This window comes from Zoogloea dura (genome assembly GCF_012927165.1).
Taxonomy (GTDB): domain Bacteria; phylum Pseudomonadota; class Gammaproteobacteria; order Burkholderiales; family Rhodocyclaceae; genus Zoogloea; species Zoogloea dura.
Window position 1 is genome coordinate 82,584 of sequence record NZ_JABBGA010000003.1, and the last position, 16,315, is coordinate 98,898.

General features: G+C 68.0%; 17 protein-coding genes. 10 read left to right on the forward strand and 7 right to left on the reverse strand.

Features of this window, described 5'->3' with window-relative positions; translation table 11 throughout:
• The first annotated feature begins 173 nt into the window (after positions 1 to 173).
• The 8 genes from HHL15_RS04975 to ruvB all read left to right on the forward strand — a co-directional run bounded on the left by HHL15_RS04975 (position 174) and on the right by ruvB (position 6,138).
• Complete coding sequence (locus HHL15_RS04975) at positions 174 to 1,160, forward strand: prenyltransferase (RefSeq protein WP_169144730.1); 987 nt, start codon at positions 174 to 176, stop codon at positions 1,158 to 1,160.
• Positions 1,157 to 1,849, forward strand: a complete 693-nt coding sequence (locus HHL15_RS04980; protein ID WP_169144731.1) for an HAD family hydrolase — start codon at positions 1,157 to 1,159, stop codon at positions 1,847 to 1,849. Before HHL15_RS04975 ends, HHL15_RS04980 begins: the two co-directional genes overlap by 4 nt.
• Positions 1,846 to 2,178: a hypothetical protein gene (locus tag HHL15_RS04985; protein ID WP_169144732.1), complete on the forward strand. Its 333-nt coding sequence runs from the start codon at positions 1,846 to 1,848 to the stop codon at positions 2,176 to 2,178. The genes HHL15_RS04980 and HHL15_RS04985 overlap by 4 nt, the downstream gene beginning before the upstream one ends.
• Entirely contained in the window at positions 2,175 to 2,786 is a 612-nt protein-coding gene (locus tag HHL15_RS04990) for a glutathione S-transferase family protein (protein WP_169144733.1), read from the forward strand. Before HHL15_RS04985 ends, HHL15_RS04990 begins: the two co-directional genes overlap by 4 nt.
• Before the next feature lie 15 nt (positions 2,787 to 2,801).
• On the forward strand, positions 2,802 to 3,392 hold the full coding sequence (gene ruvA, locus HHL15_RS04995; RefSeq protein WP_169144734.1) for a Holliday junction branch migration protein RuvA: 591 nt from the start codon (positions 2,802 to 2,804) through the stop codon (positions 3,390 to 3,392).
• Between the two features lie 19 nt (positions 3,393 to 3,411).
• Complete coding sequence (locus HHL15_RS05000) at positions 3,412 to 3,912, forward strand: DUF4442 domain-containing protein (protein ID WP_206198601.1); 501 nt, start codon at positions 3,412 to 3,414, stop codon at positions 3,910 to 3,912.
• 64 nt (positions 3,913 to 3,976) lie between these two features.
• Positions 3,977 to 5,065, forward strand: coding sequence for an AI-2E family transporter (locus HHL15_RS05005; RefSeq protein ID WP_169144735.1), 1,089 nt, complete (start codon positions 3,977 to 3,979; stop codon positions 5,063 to 5,065).
• Positions 5,062 to 6,138 carry a Holliday junction branch migration DNA helicase RuvB gene (ruvB, locus tag HHL15_RS05010; RefSeq protein WP_169144736.1) on the forward strand — a complete coding sequence of 359 codons (1,077 nt, stop codon included), beginning with the start codon at positions 5,062 to 5,064 and terminating at the stop codon, positions 6,136 to 6,138. The genes HHL15_RS05005 and ruvB overlap by 4 nt, the downstream gene beginning before the upstream one ends.
• A gap of 68 nt (positions 6,139 to 6,206) precedes the next feature.
• Here ruvB and HHL15_RS05015 read toward each other — a convergent pair whose 3' ends face one another.
• From HHL15_RS05015 to HHL15_RS05035, 5 genes are all read right to left on the reverse strand, one after another.
• Positions 6,207 to 6,725 carry a helix-turn-helix domain-containing protein gene (locus tag HHL15_RS05015; protein ID WP_169144737.1) on the reverse strand — a complete coding sequence of 173 codons (519 nt, stop codon included), beginning with the start codon at positions 6,723 to 6,725 and terminating at the stop codon, positions 6,207 to 6,209.
• Positions 6,726 to 6,926: 201 nt separating this feature from the next.
• Positions 6,927 to 8,111 (reverse strand): class I SAM-dependent rRNA methyltransferase, encoded by a 1,185-nt coding sequence (locus HHL15_RS05020; protein WP_169144738.1) that lies wholly within the window; start codon positions 8,109 to 8,111, stop codon positions 6,927 to 6,929.
• Between the two features lie 183 nt (positions 8,112 to 8,294).
• Entirely contained in the window at positions 8,295 to 8,945 is a 651-nt protein-coding gene (locus HHL15_RS05025; protein ID WP_169144739.1) for a DUF484 family protein, read from the reverse strand.
• Positions 8,946 to 8,975: 30 nt separating this feature from the next.
• A complete protein-coding gene (dapF, locus tag HHL15_RS05030) occupies positions 8,976 to 9,815 on the reverse strand; it encodes a diaminopimelate epimerase (protein ID WP_169144740.1) in 840 nt (279 codons plus the stop codon).
• Positions 9,812 to 10,225 (reverse strand): CoA-binding protein, encoded by a 414-nt coding sequence (locus HHL15_RS05035; protein WP_169144741.1) that lies wholly within the window; start codon positions 10,223 to 10,225, stop codon positions 9,812 to 9,814. Before HHL15_RS05035 ends, dapF begins: the two co-directional genes overlap by 4 nt.
• Before the next feature lie 86 nt (positions 10,226 to 10,311).
• Between HHL15_RS05035 and sppA the strand changes: the two genes are divergently transcribed.
• The gene (gene sppA / locus HHL15_RS05040) at positions 10,312 to 12,144 is read left to right on the forward strand and encodes a signal peptide peptidase SppA (protein WP_169144742.1); all 1,833 of its coding nucleotides are present in this window, start codon (positions 10,312 to 10,314) and stop codon (positions 12,142 to 12,144) included.
• A gap of 148 nt (positions 12,145 to 12,292) precedes the next feature.
• Here the strand turns inward: sppA and HHL15_RS05045 are convergent, their stop codons facing one another.
• Positions 12,293 to 12,631, reverse strand: coding sequence for a DUF2782 domain-containing protein (locus HHL15_RS05045; RefSeq protein ID WP_169144743.1), 339 nt, complete (start codon positions 12,629 to 12,631; stop codon positions 12,293 to 12,295).
• 62 nt (positions 12,632 to 12,693) lie between these two features.
• Positions 12,694 to 13,419 carry an LOG family protein gene (locus tag HHL15_RS05050; protein WP_169144744.1) on the reverse strand — a complete coding sequence of 242 codons (726 nt, stop codon included), beginning with the start codon at positions 13,417 to 13,419 and terminating at the stop codon, positions 12,694 to 12,696.
• 59 nt (positions 13,420 to 13,478) lie between these two features.
• Here HHL15_RS05050 and polA point away from each other — a divergent pair, with 59 nt between their 5' ends.
• Entirely contained in the window at positions 13,479 to 16,223 is a 2,745-nt protein-coding gene (polA, locus tag HHL15_RS05055; RefSeq protein ID WP_169144963.1) for a DNA polymerase I, read from the forward strand.
• Positions 16,224 to 16,315 lie beyond the last annotated feature (92 nt).

Here is a 16,315-nt window from a genome sequence, read left to right on the forward strand (position 1 = left end):
GCGGAGGCATGGGAACGAGGATGGGCAAGAGTCGCCAAGATCGGACTTCCGGCAGCGGGATCAGGCGTCGATCCTAACCGATAGGGCTTGCAATTGTCGTGTTCCGCATACCCGCAACTTGACCCGGACGCCGCCCCAACGCAGGATTGCGTGTCCATCCGACCTCAAAGCCCATGTCCCCCCCACCCGCTCACGTCCATCCGCCTCAACCCGCCGAACCCGGCCCCGGCCTGCGCGCCCGCCCGGTGATGGCCTGCGTGATGGCCACCCGGCCGGCCTTCCTGGGTGTGACCCTGTTTGCCTGCCTGATCGGCCTGGCCGCCGCGCATGGAAGCGGCGTGCCCCTGGATCTGGCAAAGGCGGTGCTGAGCGTGCTCTTCGCCCTGGTTGCCCACGCCGGCATCAATGTCCTGAACGACTACTACGACGCCCGCAGCGGCGCCGACGCCGCCAACACCGAGCGCATCTATCCCTTCACCGGCGGCAGCCGCTTCATCCAGAACGGCGTGCTCAGCGAAGCCGAAACCGGCCGCCTGGGCTATGCCCTGCTGGCCCTGGTGGTACCCGCCGGCCTGTGGCTGGCCACCCACTCCGCCGCGGGGCTGATCCTCATCGGGCTGGCCGGGCTGTTCCTGGGCTGGGCTTACACCGCCCCGCCGCTGGCCCTGGTCAGCCGCGGCCTGGGCGAGGCTGCCGTGGCGGCCGGCTGGCTGATCGTCATCATCGGCAGCGATTTCGTGCAGCGCGGCAGCTTCTCGCCGGTCCCCTTCCAGGCTGGCCTGTCCTACGCCCTGCTGGTGGCCGCGATCCTGTTCGTCAATGAATTCCCTGACCGCCAGGGCGATGCCAGCGCCGGCAAACGCACCCTGGTGGTCCGCCTGGGGCCCGACACGGCCAAGTGGGTCTGCCTGGGCCTGGTGCTGGCGGCCTACGCCTGGCTGGTCCTGATGGTCGGGCGCGAGCGCCTGCCGCAGGGCGCCGCCGCCGCCGCGATGACGCTGATCCTGTCGTTCCGCGGGCTGCGCACCCTGCTCGCCCACGCCAGCGAGCCGGCCGAGCTGGCCCCCGCCCTGCGGCTCACCATCGCCGCCGCCAACCTGCACGGCCTCGTCCTCGCCGCCACCCTGGCCTTCGGACGCTGGCCCGGACCCCAGCCATGAGCCCGCCCCTGCACCTACCTTTCTCCCCTGCGCAGATCCAGGGCGTGATCTTCGACATGGACGGCCTGCTCCTCGACAGCGAGCGGGTCGCCCTGGCCACCGTCGCCGAGGCCGCCACCGAACTGGGCCTGCCCTGGCGGCCGGAGGTGGGGCTGGCCATGGTGGGCCTCAATTCCAATGACGGGCCGGCGGTGATCCGCCAGCACCTCGGTGAGGACTACCCGGTCGCCGAGCTCTACGAAGCCTTCGGACGCATCTACGAAGCCGCCATTGCCGCCGGCCGCATTCCGCTCAAGGGCGGCGTCACCGAGCTCTTCGATGTGCTCGACGGGCTGGCCATCCGCCGTGTCGTCGCCACCTCGACCCGGCGCTCCCGGGCCGAGCCCAAGCTCGCCGCGGTCGGCCTGCTGAGCCGGGTACACGGCATGGTCTGCGGTGACGAGGTCAGCCGGGGCAAGCCGGCCCCGGACATCTTCCTGGCCGCCGCCGAGCGCCTGGGGCTGCCGGTGGGCCACTGCCTGGTCCTCGAGGACTCCAATGCCGGCGTGCGCGGCGCCCTGGCCGCCGGCGCGCGGGTGGTGATGGTCCCCGACCTGCTGCAGCCCGCCGCCGACCTGCGGGCCGCCGCCGTGCCCGTGGCCGGCAGCCTGCACGATATAGCCCGCTTTCTGGAGGGAAGACTGTCATGATGCCGCGCCACCTGCTGCGCCCCATGCTGGCCATCGTCCTTGCGCTGGCAGCCCCCCTGACGCGGGCCGCCGATGCCGGCTCGACCGCCTTCTGCCTGTTCCCGCTGCCTGCCGACGGCGGCACCCAGCGCTTCATCAACCTCGGCATCGTGCAATACGTGGATGTCCGCGCGGATGAGGTCCGCCTCTATTTCGGCGGCGGCAACCTGGGCAGCGGTCACGAGGCCCGCCTGCCGGCCAGGGGCCGGGACGAGGCGGAAGCCATCCTGACCCGCCTGCGCAGCACCGCCGCCCGTTGCGCCCAAACCCTTACCGGAGGATCACCATGAAACTTATCGGCCTGCTCGACTCCCCCTTCGTCCGCCGCAGCTTCATCACGGCACGCACGCTCGGCATTCCCTTCGAGCACCAGACCCTGTCGGTCTTCCGCAACTTCGACGAATTCCACGCCATCAACCCGCTCGTGAAGGCCCCTACCCTGGTCTTCGACGACGGCGAGCTGATGGTGGACAGCTCCCAGATCATCGCCTGGCTGGAACACATCGCCGGGCCGGGCAAGAGCCTGTGGCCCACCGACCCTTCCGCGTACCGCCGCTGCCTGCAGCTCGTCAGCCTGGGCCTCGCCGCCGCCGAGAAGAGCGTGCACCGGGTCTACGAGATGAAGGTACGGGCCGCCGAATATCGCGACCCCGATTGGCTGCAGCGCGTCGAAGGCCAGATCGCCGACACCTACGCGCTGCTCGAAGGCCATCTGGGCGACAGCGAGTGGCTGTGCGGTGACCGCGTCACCCAGGCCGACATCACCGTCGCGGTGGCCTGGCGCTTCACCCACTTCTCCGCCCCCGGCCTGCTGGCCGACAGTGAGCACCCCCGCCTGGCAGCCCTCTCTGCCGCCGCCGAGGCACTCCCGGCCTTCATCGCCGCCGACTACTCGTAACCCCCGAAAGCACGCATGATCGGACGCATCACCGGCCGCCTGGCCGAAAAGAACCCGCCGCAGATCCTGGTGGACGTCAACGGCGTCGGCTATGAACTGGAGGTGCCGATGAGCACCTTCTACGGCCTGCCCGCCAACGGCCAGAACGTCAGCCTGGCCACCCACATGGCGGTGCGCGAAGATGGCCACTTCCTGTACGGCTTCGCCACCGAAGAAGAACGCGCCGCCTTCCGCCAGCTCCTCAAGGTGGCCGGCATCGGAGCCCGCACCGCCCTGGCCGTCCTCTCCGGGCTGTCGGTCGGCGACCTGGCCCAGGCGGTGGCCCTGCAGGAGAGCGGGCGCCTGATCAAGATTCCCGGCATCGGCAAGAAGACCGCCGAGCGGCTGCTGCTGGAGCTGCGCGACAAGCTCGCCAAGGCCCTGCCGACGGTGGCCGGCAGCACCATCACCGCCAGGCCCGGCGACGACCGGGGCGACATCGTCAATGCCCTGCTGGCGCTCGGCTACAACGAGAAGGAAGCCATCGGCGCGGTCAAGACCCTGCCTGAAGGCGTCAGCGTCTCCGACGGCATCCGCCAGGCCCTCAGGGGCCTGTCCAAGGCCTGAGCGGACGGGGAGAACGGGGATGAGCCAGAAACTCAAGCAGGGCTTCATGCGCAACGTGAAGCTCGGAGCCGGTCCGCTGCGCCTGCTGATGAACCTGTGGCCGCCCTTCATCGGGGCCGGCATCCACGTGGAGCGGATCAGCCCCGACTACCTGGAAGCCTCGGTGCGCATGCGCATGGGACTGCTCAACCGCAACTACATGGGCACCCATTTCGGCGGCTCCCTGTTCGCCATGACCGATCCCTTCTTCGCCCTGCTGGTCATGCACAACCTGGGCCGCCGCTACGTGGTGTGGGACAAGGCCTCCAGCATCGACTACCGCCTGCCCGGCCGCGGTACGGTGCGCGCCACCTTCCGCATCACCCCCGCCCAGCTGGAGTCCATCCGCGCCGCGACTGCCGGCGGCGACAAGCACGAGCCGACCTTTGCCGTGGATGTGCTCAACCACAAGGGCGAGGTGGTGGCCACCGTCAGCAAGACCCTCTACGTCCGGCTCAAGCCTCCCAAGCCGGCGTCATGAGTGGCAGGCTGCTGCCGGGCGGCAGAATCGGGGATAATCCGGCAAACCCATTCGAGACACGCCCATGACTCCCCGACGCACCGCCCAGTTGGCCATCACGGCCCTGCTGCTCCTCGGCTGCGCCTTCGTGCTCAGCCCCTTCTTTGCGGCCATCCTGTTCGCCGGCACGGTATGCGTCACCACCTGGCCGCTCTACGAGAGCCTGCACCGCCGCCTGGGGCGGCGCGATGGCCTGGCCGCCATCACCATGACCCTGCTGCTCACTGCCGTGCTGCTGGTGCCGATGATCGGCCTCGCCGCCTCCCTCACCGATTCGGCCATCGACCTGGTGGATTACATCCGGACCCTCATCGAGCAATCCGACGGCCGTCCACCGGCCTGGCTGAAGGACATCCCGCTGGTCGGTGGCGAGATCGATGCCTACGTGCGCAAGCTGACCCACAGCCAGGCGGAGATGCGCAAGCTGGCCCTGCAGGCCGTGGAGCCCGCCCGCAAGCTCGCCCTCGGCATGGGCGGAGTGGTGGGCCAAGGCCTGCTGCAGATCTCCCTGGTCCTGTTCATCGTGTTCTTCCTGTACCGGGACGGAGCGCGTATCGAGGCCAAACTGGAAGCCGGCGCGGCGCGCCTCGGCAGCGAGCTGTGGAGCGAACTGCTGGAGCTCGCCGGCAATACCGTCAAGGCGGTGATGATCGGGATCGTCGGAACCGCTGCGGCCCAGGCCATCGTGGCCTTGGTCGGCTTCCTGCTGGCTGGCGTGCCCGGCGCCCTGCTGATGGCCGCCGGTGTGTTCTTCCTGTCCCTGGTCCCCATCGGTCCGCCCCTGATCTGGGGCGGCGCGGCCTTCTGGCTGTACCAGCAGGGCGAGAACGGTTGGGCCATCTTCATGGTGCTGTGGGGCGTGCTGGCGATCAGTTCGGTGGACAACTTCCTCAAGCCCTTCCTGATCAGCCGCACGGCCAGCCTGCCCATCCTGCTGATCGCGCTGGGAGCCTTCGGCGGGGTGCTGGCCTTCGGCTTCATCGGCATCTTCCTGGGCCCCACCTTCCTGGCCCTCGGCCAGGCCCTGTTCTCCCACTGGACGGAAGCCCGTACCAGCGAGAACGCCCCCGACCTCGACGAAGAGGCCCAAGACGCCCCGCAAGCCCGCCCATGATCCAGACCGACGACCTGAAGGGCGGCCAGCCCGACCCTTCCGCCCGCCTCATCACCGCCCAGCGGGCCAGCACCCAGGAGGAGGCCCTGGAACGGGCCCTGCGTCCCAAGCGCCTGGACGATTACGTCGGCCAGCAGAAGATCCGCGAACAGCTGGACATCTTCATCAGTGCCGCCCGCAAACGTGGCGAAGCCCTCGACCACGTGCTGCTGTTCGGCCCGCCGGGCCTCGGCAAGACCACCCTGGCCCACATCGTGGCCGCCGAGATGGGGGTGAACCTGCGTCAGACCTCCGGCCCGGTGCTGGAACGGGCGGGCGACCTTGCCGCCCTGCTGACCAACCTGGAACCCCACGACGTCCTCTTCATCGACGAGATCCACCGCCTCAGCCCGGTGGTGGAGGAGATCCTCTACCCGGCCCTGGAAGACTTCCAGATCGACATCATGATCGGCGAAGGCCCGGCCGCCCGTTCGGTGAAGCTGGACCTGCCACCCTTCACCCTGGTGGGCGCCACCACCCGCGCCGGCATGCTCACCAACCCCCTGCGCGACCGCTTCGGCATCGTCGCGCGGCTGGAGTTCTACACCGCCCAGGAACTGGCCTACATCGTCGGCCGCTCGTCGCGCCTGCTCGACGTGGAAATCGACGATACCGGTGCCTTTGAAATCGCCCGCCGCGCCCGCGGCACGCCGCGCATTGCCAACCGCCTGCTGCGGCGCGTCCGCGACTACGCCGAAGTGCGTGCCGACGGCCGCATCAGCGCCCAGGTGGCGGATGCGGCACTCACCATGCTGGACGTGGACCATCTCGGCCTCGACCTGATGGACCGCAAGCTGCTGGGAGCGATGCTGGAGAAGTTCGGCGGCGGCCCGGTGGGCCTGGACAACCTGGCGGCCGCCATCGGTGAATCGTCCGACACCATCGAGGACGTACTGGAACCCTACCTCATCCAGCAGGGCTACCTGCAGCGCACGCCACGCGGCCGCATGGCCACGGCGTCGATCTGGCAGCACTTCGGGCTGCGCGCACCGGGCGGAACGGGCAGCGGCGGGCTGTGGGATCCGCAGGGCTGATCAACAGGCGGAACACATCAACAGACACGAGGAGCGCCCCGGGCGGGGCACTTCCAGCGCCATCCGGTTCAGCTGCCGGTGTCGCTCTGCACAGCGCGGATCCGGTCGGCCGTCGACAGGAAATCGGCCAGGTTTTCCTGGTCGAAGGGTTCGAGGCAGATATTGATGGCCTTGGCGGTGATCGTCAGGCCGCCCTTCACGTCACGGGCGATCCAGCCAAGCTGGATCAGGTGGCTCACCTTGCGGCGCACGGTTTCCCGCGGGATGCCGGTGGACGAACTGATCGAGAAGGCATTGCAGGGGCGCAGGGGCAGCTTTTCGAAGTCCTGCTCGCCATGGCAGCGCAGCGCAGCCAGGGCCTGGTCATCGAGCCCCAGGCCGCCCACGTTGTAGAGGCCGACCTCACCCAGCACGATGGGCAGCAGGAGGTCGCCATCGAAGGCCGCATAAAGACGAACCAGCTGGCGCAGGTTGTAGCGGGACAGCAGCAGGGAAGCGACCCGCTGGTCGTTGCGCGCCTGAGCCCCGGATTCATCCCCGGCAGGCGTAGCGAGGATCGTTGCGTCAGGGGAATGCGGGGTGTTCATCTGTATCTCCGTAGCAAGTCGAATCAGTTAAAAGACACAACATTTAACCGATTCCATGACAACAGGAGGATACACACCTCAACCGGATTTGACGCCTGGATAAATACCCGTTTTGAGCACCCCACCTCCACCCGGCCGGGCGCAGGGGCCGCCCCCCTCACGAGAGGGACGGCAGACACACTGCACGCAGGGTCGCCCGACTCAGATCTGGCAGGCCAGGCCCTTCAGATATTCGCCTTCCGGCACGGCCAGCCCGATGGGATGATCGGGCGCCGCCGACAGGCGATGCAGGATGCGCGCCTCGACGCCCACGTCGGCCGCCGCCCCGGCGATGATCTTCTGGAACAACTCCTGGCCGATTCCGCCAGAGCAGGAGTAGGTCATCAGGATGCCGCCGGGATTGAGCAGGCGGAAACCCAGCAGGTTGATGTCCTTGTAGGCACGCGCCGCCCGCTCCGCGTGGGCCGCGGAAGGCGCGAACTTGGGCGGATCGAGCACGATCAGGTCGAACTTGCGCCCTTCGGCCTTGAAACCGCGCAGGGCCTGGAACACGTCGTCCTCACGCCATTCGGCGCGGCTCGCGTCAAGCTGGGGGTTGTGGGCCACGTTGCGGGCCGCGGTGGCCAGCGCAGGCCCCGAGGAGTCGATGGAGATCACGCTCTTCACGCCACCGGCCAGGGCCTGCAGCGAGAAACCGCCGGTGTAGCAGAAGCAGTTGAGCATGTCGCGTCCGGCGGCGAGCTGGCCGGTGAGCAGGCGGTTGTCGCGCTGGTCGAGATAGAAGCCGGTCTTGTGGCCCTTCTCCACGTCCACTTCCATGCGCACACCGTTCTCGACGATGGTCAGCAGCTCGGGCAGCTCGCCGTGGGCCAGGCCGGTCACCGGGCCCAGGCCTTCGAGCTTGCGCACGTCGGAATCCGAGCGTTCATAGACCGTACCGCAGCCGGTGGCCTGGACCAGGCCGGCGACGATGGCATCGCGCCACTTGTCCGCTCCCGCGCTGGTGAGCTGGACCACCACCACAGGTCCGAAGCGGTCGGCAATGACGCCGGGCAAGCCGTCGGACTCCCCGTGGATCAGGCGCACCCCGTCCTGGCCCGCCAGCCAGGGGTGCGACGCCCGCCGCGCCACCGATGCCGCCACCGCACGCTTGATGAAGGCATGATCGACGGACTGCTCCACATCGAAGGACCACACCCGGGCCCGGATCTGCGACTCCGGCGACCACGCGGCCCGCGCCAGCGCCTTACCATCGGCGTCCTTGACCAGCACCGTATCCCCCGGCCGCGCCCGCCCCTCCAGCCGATCCACCGATCCGGCAAAGATCCAGGGGTGACGACGGAGCACGGAACGTTCCTTGCCGGGTTTGAGAATCAGATCAGCCATTGAAAAAACCTTCAAAAAACAAAAACCCCCAGGCCGGGAGCTTCCATAAAAGACAACCCCTCGCCGGAGGGGTCGAGAGCGCGTAGCGAGCGGCCCGAGGCCGCGGGGAGAAGCGCAGCCGTACATGAGTACGGCGAGCATCGCAGTCGCGGGAGCGGGTTGCGCAGTAGCGCTATCGACCCCTCAGCCGAGTTGGCGGCGGAGGGCGCAGGAAACCATCTCGCCGATCCGCGTGACGTAGAGCGTGCCCATCTCCGGATAGAAACGTTCCGGGTCTTCACTGCCCATCGCCAGCAGGCCAAAGGTCTGGTCGTCGCGCTGCAGCGGCACCAGGGCCACCGAACGCAGCAGGCGGCTGGCCGGCCCGAACCAGGCCATGACTTCCTTGGTCACCGGCGCGCCGCAATAGGGCTGCACCAGGTCGCCGGCGAAGAAGCGCACCTCCTCGCCCACCGGCAGGAACTCCGGCCCGCTGCGCGACAGCACGCTGTTCCAGACCCGGAAGGCCACGTGGGGCACGGAGAAATCTTCCTTGAGATGCAGGTAGATGGCCTGGCGGATGGACTCGAAATCCTCCGCCTCCAGCAGGGACAGGGTGAGGCGATGAACCTTCTCGCCGATCGCATCATTTTCCTCGCCGAAGGACAGGAGTTCGGCAAACTTGTCTTCCAGCTGGGCAATCCGGTCACGCAGCGCGATGAGCTGCCTCTCGGTGAGAGAGATGGCCTGCCCATTGTTGGGGTGGGTCACCGTGAGGTCGGTCAGCAGGGTCGAATTCCGGTCGAAGAAGTCGGGATTCTCCTCGAGGAAGGCAATGACGTCGGAAGGATTCATGGGGTGGGCCGCAAGGGTGGAACGTGAAACTCAGGGAAGGCTCAGCTCGCCGCTGAACACGGTGACGGCCGGGCCGGTCATCATGACGGGCGTACCGACGCCGTCCCAGGCGATACTCAGCTCGCCGCCCCGGGTCTCGACGGTGACGGGCGACACGACCAGTTCGCGCAGGATGCCGGTGACCACCGCGGCACAGGCGCCGGTGCCGCAAGCCAGGGTTTCGCCGGCACCACGCTCGAACACACGCAGGCGCACCCGGTGTTCATCGACGATCTGCAGGAAGCCGGCATTGACCCGTGCCGGAAAGCGCGGGTGATGCTCGATCAGCGGCCCCTGCTCCGCCACCGGGGCGGTATCCACATCCGCCACCACCTGCACGGCGTGGGGGTTGCCCATGCTCACGGCGGTGATCGCCACGCTGGTGCCGGCCACGTCGAGCGGCTGCACCCAGGCATCGGAATCGCTGACGAAGGGCACCTCGGCCGGCTTGAGCACCGGCACGCCCATGTCGACGGTGACATTGCCGTCGTCCTCGAGGCGCGGCGCGATGACTCCGCGCTGGGTCTCGACGCGGATCTCGCGCTTGTCGGTGAGGCCCTGGTCGAACACGAAGCGGGCAAAGCAGCGGGCACCGTTGCCGCACTGCTCCACCTCGCCGCCATCGGCGTTGAAGATACGGTAACGGAAGTCCACGCCGGGCGTCTGCGCCGGCTCGACCACCAGCAGCTGGTCGCAACCCACGCCGAAGTGGCGGTCGGCCAGGTAGCGCACCTGATCCCCGGAAAGCTGGATGTCCTGGCGCACGGCGTCGATCATCACGAAATCGTTGCCGAGGCCCTGCATCTTGGTGAAGGCGAGTTTCTTGCTCATGGGATAAGATCCATGTAATCCCGCCAAACGCAGCGGTCCATCACCACGGTGATGCCGGCAGCCCGGGCGCGTTCGGCGGCGTCGAAGTTGATCACTCCGTCCTGCAGCCAGATGCGCCTGACCCCCAGGGCGATGCACTCGTCCACGATGGGCCCTACTTCGTCGGCGGCGCGGAACACATCCACCAGGTCCACCGGGAAGGGAATGTCGGAGAGGCGCGGATAGGCTTTTTCGCCCAGGACTTCAGCAACCGCCGGACGAACCGGTACGATGCGGTAGCCGAAGCCCTGCATCGCGCGGGACACCCTGTAACTCGGGCGTTCCGGCCGCGGCGACAGGCCGACGACGGCAATTGTCCGGACTTCCTGCAGCAGGCTGCGGAGCTGGTCGGGAGTGGGATTGGTAAACATGGCGGGATTCTACCGGATTGGTGGACCCCGCAAACCTTGGAGGCGGCCGATGGCCGCCGGGCCGTGAGGCCCGTCTGGAGAATGTAATGGATCGGAAAGCACGGCCCGGTGTCGTGAGAAGAGTTTTTTCGGCGGTATGGCGAGCGATCGACCGCTTCAGGCAGCTCAGCCTCAACCTGCTGTTCCTGGCCGTGGTGGCCTTCCTGGTGGCAGGCTGGCTGGCCGCCAGGCCGACGCCGCTGCCGGCCGAAGCCGCCCTGCTGATCGCCCCCAACGGGCAGCTGGTCGAGCAGCGCAGCGTGCGCAACCCCCTCAGCGTGCTGCAGGGTGGCGACGGCATCCACCAGGTGCTGCTGCGTGACGTGGTGGACGCCATCCGCGCCGCTGCGGGTGACGCCCGCATCAAGGCCCTGGTCATCGAGACCGACAGCCTGGCCGGCGCCGGCCTGTCGAAACTGCAGGAGATCGCCGCCGCCGTGGCCGACTTCCGCAAGGCGGGCAAGAAGGTCTATGTCCACGGCAAGAACTTCAACCAGGTTCAGTACCACCTGGCCGCCCAGGCCGACGAAGTCTTCGTCAGCCCGGATGGCTACGTCTTCCTGTCCGGCTTCGCCCGCTACCCGACCTACTTCAAGGGCCTGTTCGACCAGGCCGGCGTGAAGATGCAGATCTTCCGGGTGGGCACCTACAAGTCCTTCGTTGAACCCTATACCCGCAGCGACATGTCGCCGGAGGACCGGGAGGCCACCCGCGACTACCTGGACGCCGCCTGGCGCACCTACCAGGCCGACATTGCCGCCGCCCGCCCGAAAGCCGCCGCCGGCCTCGCCCGCTATGTGAGCGAGGCTCCGGCCCTGCTGGCAGAAGCCGGGGGCGACACCGCCCGGATGGCACTCAAGGCCGGCCTGGTGGACGGGCTCAAGACAGCCGATGAATGGCGTGACTTCCTGAAGGAACGGGTTGGTGCCAGCGACGACGCGCGCGGCTACAAGCACGTGGACATGGCCACCTACATCTCGCGGGTGCGCGACGAAACGCCCCAGGCCAGCGACCACATCGGCATCGTCGTGGCCCAGGGCGCCATCGTGGACGGCGAGCAGCCTTCCGGCGTGGTCGGCGGCGACACCGTGGCCGGCCTGATCCGCCAGGCCCGCGAGGACAAGAGCATCAAGGCCGTGGTGCTACGCGTGGACAGCCCCGGCGGCAGCGCCACCGCCTCGGAAGTCATCCGCCGCGAGCTGGAACTGACCCGCAAGGCCGGCAAGCCGGTGATCGTCTCGATGGGTTCGGTGGCGGCCTCGGGCGGCTACTGGATCAGCATGGCCGCCGACGAGGTATGGGCCGGCCCGGCCACCCTCACCGGCTCCATCGGCATCTTCGCCATGGTGCCGGATCTCTCCGGCCCGATGGGCAAGCTGGGCCTGGCGGTGGACGGCGTCGGCACCTCGGCCCTGGCCAGCGGCCTCGACCCGCGTCGCCCGCTGGATCCACAAGTGGCCAGCGTGCTCCAGCAGAGCATCGAGTTCGGCTACAAGCGCTTCATCGAACTGGTGGGCAAGAACCGCCGCATGGATGTCGCGGCGGTGGACCAGGTCGCCCAGGGCCGCGTCTGGCTGGGCAGCCAGGCCAAGGAAAAGGGGCTGGTGGACAAACTCGGCGGCCTCGACGAAGCCGTCAAGGCTGCAGCCACCCGGGCCGGACTCAAGGACTACGACGTGAGCTACGTGGAAAAGCCCCTGTCGCCCCGCGACCAGTTGCTGGCCAAGCTGCTCGACAACGGCGAGGACACGGAGGGCGCCAAGACCCGCCTGTCCCCGGTGGAGGCCACCCTGGCCCGCATCCGCAACGAGCTGGCCGGGCTGGCCCTGTGGAACGATCCGGGCGCCACCTACCTGCACTGCCTGTGCGAGGCACCCTGAAAGCAGGAGCTGAAGGGGCGGCCAGGGGCGGCTTCAGCCGCCCGCAAGTGCCTGACCGGGGTCCGAGGGCGGATGAATCCGCCCCTACAACCTCAAATAAAAAAGGCCGGGAACCCCCGGCCTTTTTTCGTTCACCCGGCAATCGGGCTCACCAGCGCTTGATCACCCACTTGGGCACCCGGATGCCCGAATCCTGGGCGTCGCGGCGGGTGAAGTCGCCGTTGCCGACGTCGTCGTAGAGGTAGTAGGGCACGCCGCCAGGCGGGGTGACCTTGACCATGTAGAGCTGGCCATTGACCCGGAATTCCTCGACCGTGTCCTCACCCTTCCTGGTGATGGTGACCTGCGGCTCGACGTCCTGGTCGAGCTCCATGCCGGGCGGCGGCGGAGGGGGTTCGGGCAGGGGCTCGAGCTTGGGGGGCTGCTGGGCCCAGGCCGGCAAGGCAAGGGCGATCAGCAGGGCGGCGATATGACGTGCTCGGGGCATGATAGGTCTCCTGGCAATGCCACGATTGTAACCCGCGGCATGACGGCTACAGGGCATTGCGGCTACAGGTTGAGCATGAGCTCGTGTTCTTCCGGCAGGGGCAGGAAGCCGCGGCTCTGGTAGTGATCGAAGATGGCATCCACCACTTTTTCCGGCTCGTCGATGACCTGCACCAGGTCCAGGTCGTCCGGGTTGACCATGCCCTCGGCCACCAGGCGCTCCTTGAACCAGTCGATCAGGCCTCGCCAGAAAGGCTCGTGAACCAGGATCACCGGGATCTTGCGGCTCTTGCCGGTCTGGATCAGGGTCATCGCCTCCAGCAGTTCATCGAGGGTGCCGAAGCCACCGGGCATCACCACGTAGGCCGTGGCGAACTTGACGAACATGAACTTGCGGGCAAAGAAGTGCTGGAAGGTCTGGGAGATGTCCTGGTAGGGATTGGCCTGCTGCTCCATGGGCAGCTGGATGTTGAGCCCCACGCTGGGTGACTTGCCGAAGTAGGCGCCCTTGTTGGCCGCCTCCATGATGCCGGGCCCGCCGCCGGAGATCACCGAGAAGCCGGCGTCGGAGAGCAGGCGGGCGATGCGCTCGGTGGTGGCGTAATAAGGGTGGTCGGGCTTGGTGCGGGCGCTGCCGAAGATGGACACCGCCGGACGGATGGGCTTGAGGCGTTCAGTCGCTTCGACGAACTCTGCCATAATCCCGAAAATCCGCCAGGACTCCCGGGCCGTGAAATTCTGGGCCGCCGTGCTCGGCGCCATCCGGGGAAGCTTGTCTTTTGCAGTCATTTTTCTTGTAAGGAGTGAGGGGTGAGGGGTGCCGGGCGCCTGCTCAGCCTTGCATGCCCATGCCTACCTTGTTGCTCGTCGACGGTTCCAGCTACCTGTACCGTGCTTTCCATGCCCTCCCCGATCTGCGCAATTCCGCGGGGGAGCCAACCGGTGCCGTGCGCGGCGTGCTGTCCATGCTACGTCGGCTCGAATCCGACTACAAGGCGGAGTATCGCGCCTGCGTATTCGATGCCAAGGGCAAGACCTTCCGGGACGACTGGTTTCCCGACTACAAGGCCCAGCGCCCGCCCATGCCCGACGACCTGCGGGCCCAGATCGAGCCGCTGCACGAGGCAGTCAAGGCCGAAGGCTGGCCCCTGCTGATGGAAGAGGGCGTGGAGGCCGACGACGTGATCGGCACCCTGACCCGCCAGGCGGTGGAGGCCGGCTGGGAGGTGGTCATCTCCACCGGCGACAAGGACCTCACCCAGCTGGTCCAGCCCGGCGTACGCTGGGTGAATACCATGAGCGAGGAAGTGCTCGACGAAGCCGGCGTCACCGCCAAGTTCGGCGTGCCGCCGAAGCTCATCGTGGACTACCTGACCCTGATCGGCGACACCGTGGACAACGTCCCCGGCGTCGAGAAATGCGGCCCCAAGACCGCCGTGAAGTGGCTCACCGAGTACGGCAACCTGGACAAGCTGGTGGCCAGTGCCGACAAGGTGGGCGGCAAGGTCGGCGAGAACCTGCGCAAGCACCTGGATTTCCTGCCCCTCGGCCGCCGGCTGGTCACCGTGGTCACCGACCTCAAGCTGCCCGTCGGCCCCGCCGACCTGCCGGCCCGCGAGGACGACAAGGCCGCCCTCGCCGCGATCTACCGGCGCATGGAGTTCAAGGGCTGGCTGAAGGAACTGGAAGAAGGCACCCACCGCCCCGCCGCCAGCAACGCAGCCACCAGCCCCGCCGCGGGCACCGCCATCGCGCAACCCGAGGCGGCCGGCGAGCCCGGAGCCCATCGCACCGGCTACGAAGTCCTGCTCGACTGGGCCAGCTTCGACGCCTGGCTGGCAAAGATCAGCTCGGCCGCGCTCACCGCCTTCGACACCGAGACCACCGGCCTCGACCCGATGGCCGCCACCCTGGTGGGCATGTCCTTCGCCATCGTGGAGGGCGAAGCCGCCTACCTGCCCCTCGCCCACACCTACCCGGACGCACCGGCCCAACTGCCCCTGGCCGAAGTGCTCGACAAGCTGCGCCCCTGGCTCGAGTCGGAAGCCCACGCCAAGCTCGGCCAGAACCTCAAGTACGACGCCCACATCCTAGCCAATCACGGCATCCACCTCAACGGCATTGCCGAGGACACCCTGCTCGAGTCCTACATCCTGGAGAGCGACAAGTCCCACGACATGGACTCCCTGGCCAGCCGCCACCTGGGCCTCAAGACCCTCACCTACGCCGAGGTCTGCGGCAAGGGCGCCAAGCAGATCGGCTTCGGCGAGGTGGACCTGGCCCGCGCCACCGAGTATGCCGCCGAGGACGCCGACATCACCCTGCGCCTGCACCACAACCTGTCGGCCCAGCTGGCGGCGGAGCCGGCCCTGGCCGCCCTGTACCGGGAGGTGGAGCTGCCCACCGCGCGGGTGCTGTTCGAGATGGAACGCAATGGCGTGCTTATCGACGACTTCCTGCTCGCCCAGCATTCCGAAGAACTCGGCCGCCGCCTGCACGAACTGGAACAGCAGGCCCATGAACTGGCCGGCCAGCCCTTCAACCTGGGCTCCCCCAAGCAGCTCGGCGAGATCCTGTTCACCAAGCTCGGCCTGCCGGTGGTCAAGAAGACCGCCACCGGCCAGCCGTCCACCGACGAGGACGTGCTCAGCCAGCTCGCCGAGGACTACCCGCTGCCCAAGCTGCTGCTGGAACACCGCAGCCTGGCCAAGCTCAAGAACACCTACACCGACAAGTTGCCGGCAATGGTCAACCCGCGCACCGGCCGGGTCCACACCAGCTTCAGCCAGGCGGTGGCGGTCACCGGGCGCCTCGCCAGCACCGAGCCCAACCTGCAGAACATCCCCATCCGCACCCCGGAAGGCCGCCGCATCCGCGCCGCCTTCATCGCCCCGGCCGGCCACCGCATCCTCTCGGCCGACTACTCGCAGATCGAGCTGCGCATCATGGCCCACCTGTCCGGCGACAAGGGCCTGCTCGACGCCTTCGCCAAGGGCGAGGACGTGCACCGCGCCACCGCCGGCGAGATCTTCGGCGTCACCCCGCTGGAGGTCACCAGCGAGCAGCGCCGCTACGCCAAGGTGATCAACTTCGGCCTGATCTACGGCATGAGCGCCCACGGCCTGGCCAAGAACCTGGGCATCGAGCGGGCCGCCGCCGCCAGCTATATCGACCGCTACTTCGCCCGCTACCCCGGCGTCGCCGACTACATGGAGCGCACCCGCGCCGAGGCCAAGGCCCAGGGCTACGTGGAGACCGTCTTCGGCCGCCGCCTGCACCTGCCGGAGATCCGCGCCCAGCAGGTGGGCCGCCGCCAGGCCGCCGAACGGGCGGCCATCAACGCACCGATGCAGGGCACCGCCGCCGACCTGATCAAGAAGGCCATGATCGCCGCCTCCGCCTGGCTGCGGGAATCCGGCGTCAAATCCAAGCTGATCCTGCAGGTGCATGACGAACTGGTGCTGGAGGTGCCGGACGACGAAGTGGCCCTGATCCGCGAGCAGATTCCGAGGCTGATGGCCGGCGTGGCGCAACTTTCCGTACCCCTGGTTGCCGAAGTCGGGGTCGGCGCCAACTGGGACGAAGCCCACTGACCTGGAGCTGTAGGGGCGGCTTCAGCCGCCCGCAGGCGTCGATCAAGTCCCTGAGGGCGGCTGAAGCCGCCCCTACAGCCTTCCGAACTCCA

Excerpts from the sequence above, each read along its gene's own strand:
- HHL15_RS04975 (WP_169144730.1), top strand. The coding sequence starts at position 174 with ATGTCCCCCCCACCCGCTCACGTCCATCCGCCTCAACCCGCCGAACCC.
- HHL15_RS04980 (WP_169144731.1), top strand. The coding sequence starts at position 1,157 with ATGAGCCCGCCCCTGCACCTACCTTTCTCCCCTGCGCAGATCCAGGGC.
- HHL15_RS04985 (WP_169144732.1), top strand. The coding sequence starts at position 1,846 with ATGATGCCGCGCCACCTGCTGCGCCCCATGCTGGCCATCGTCCTTGCG.
- HHL15_RS04990 (WP_169144733.1), top strand. The coding sequence starts at position 2,175 with ATGAAACTTATCGGCCTGCTCGACTCCCCCTTCGTCCGCCGCAGCTTC.
- ruvA (WP_169144734.1), top strand. The coding sequence starts at position 2,802 with ATGATCGGACGCATCACCGGCCGCCTGGCCGAAAAGAACCCGCCGCAG.
- HHL15_RS05000 (WP_206198601.1), top strand. The coding sequence starts at position 3,412 with ATGAGCCAGAAACTCAAGCAGGGCTTCATGCGCAACGTGAAGCTCGGA.
- HHL15_RS05005 (WP_169144735.1), top strand. The coding sequence starts at position 3,977 with ATGACTCCCCGACGCACCGCCCAGTTGGCCATCACGGCCCTGCTGCTC.
- ruvB (WP_169144736.1), top strand. The coding sequence starts at position 5,062 with ATGATCCAGACCGACGACCTGAAGGGCGGCCAGCCCGACCCTTCCGCC.
- HHL15_RS05015 (WP_169144737.1), bottom strand. The coding sequence starts at position 6,725 with ATGAACACCCCGCATTCCCCTGACGCAACGATCCTCGCTACGCCTGCC.
- HHL15_RS05020 (WP_169144738.1), bottom strand. The coding sequence starts at position 8,111 with ATGGCTGATCTGATTCTCAAACCCGGCAAGGAACGTTCCGTGCTCCGT.
- HHL15_RS05025 (WP_169144739.1), bottom strand. The coding sequence starts at position 8,945 with ATGAATCCTTCCGACGTCATTGCCTTCCTCGAGGAGAATCCCGACTTC.
- dapF (WP_169144740.1), bottom strand. The coding sequence starts at position 9,815 with ATGAGCAAGAAACTCGCCTTCACCAAGATGCAGGGCCTCGGCAACGAT.
- HHL15_RS05035 (WP_169144741.1), bottom strand. The coding sequence starts at position 10,225 with ATGTTTACCAATCCCACTCCCGACCAGCTCCGCAGCCTGCTGCAGGAA.
- sppA (WP_169144742.1), top strand. The coding sequence starts at position 10,312 with ATGGATCGGAAAGCACGGCCCGGTGTCGTGAGAAGAGTTTTTTCGGCG.
- HHL15_RS05045 (WP_169144743.1), bottom strand. The coding sequence starts at position 12,631 with ATGCCCCGAGCACGTCATATCGCCGCCCTGCTGATCGCCCTTGCCTTG.
- HHL15_RS05050 (WP_169144744.1), bottom strand. The coding sequence starts at position 13,419 with ATGACTGCAAAAGACAAGCTTCCCCGGATGGCGCCGAGCACGGCGGCC.
- polA (WP_169144963.1), top strand. The coding sequence starts at position 13,479 with ATGCCTACCTTGTTGCTCGTCGACGGTTCCAGCTACCTGTACCGTGCT.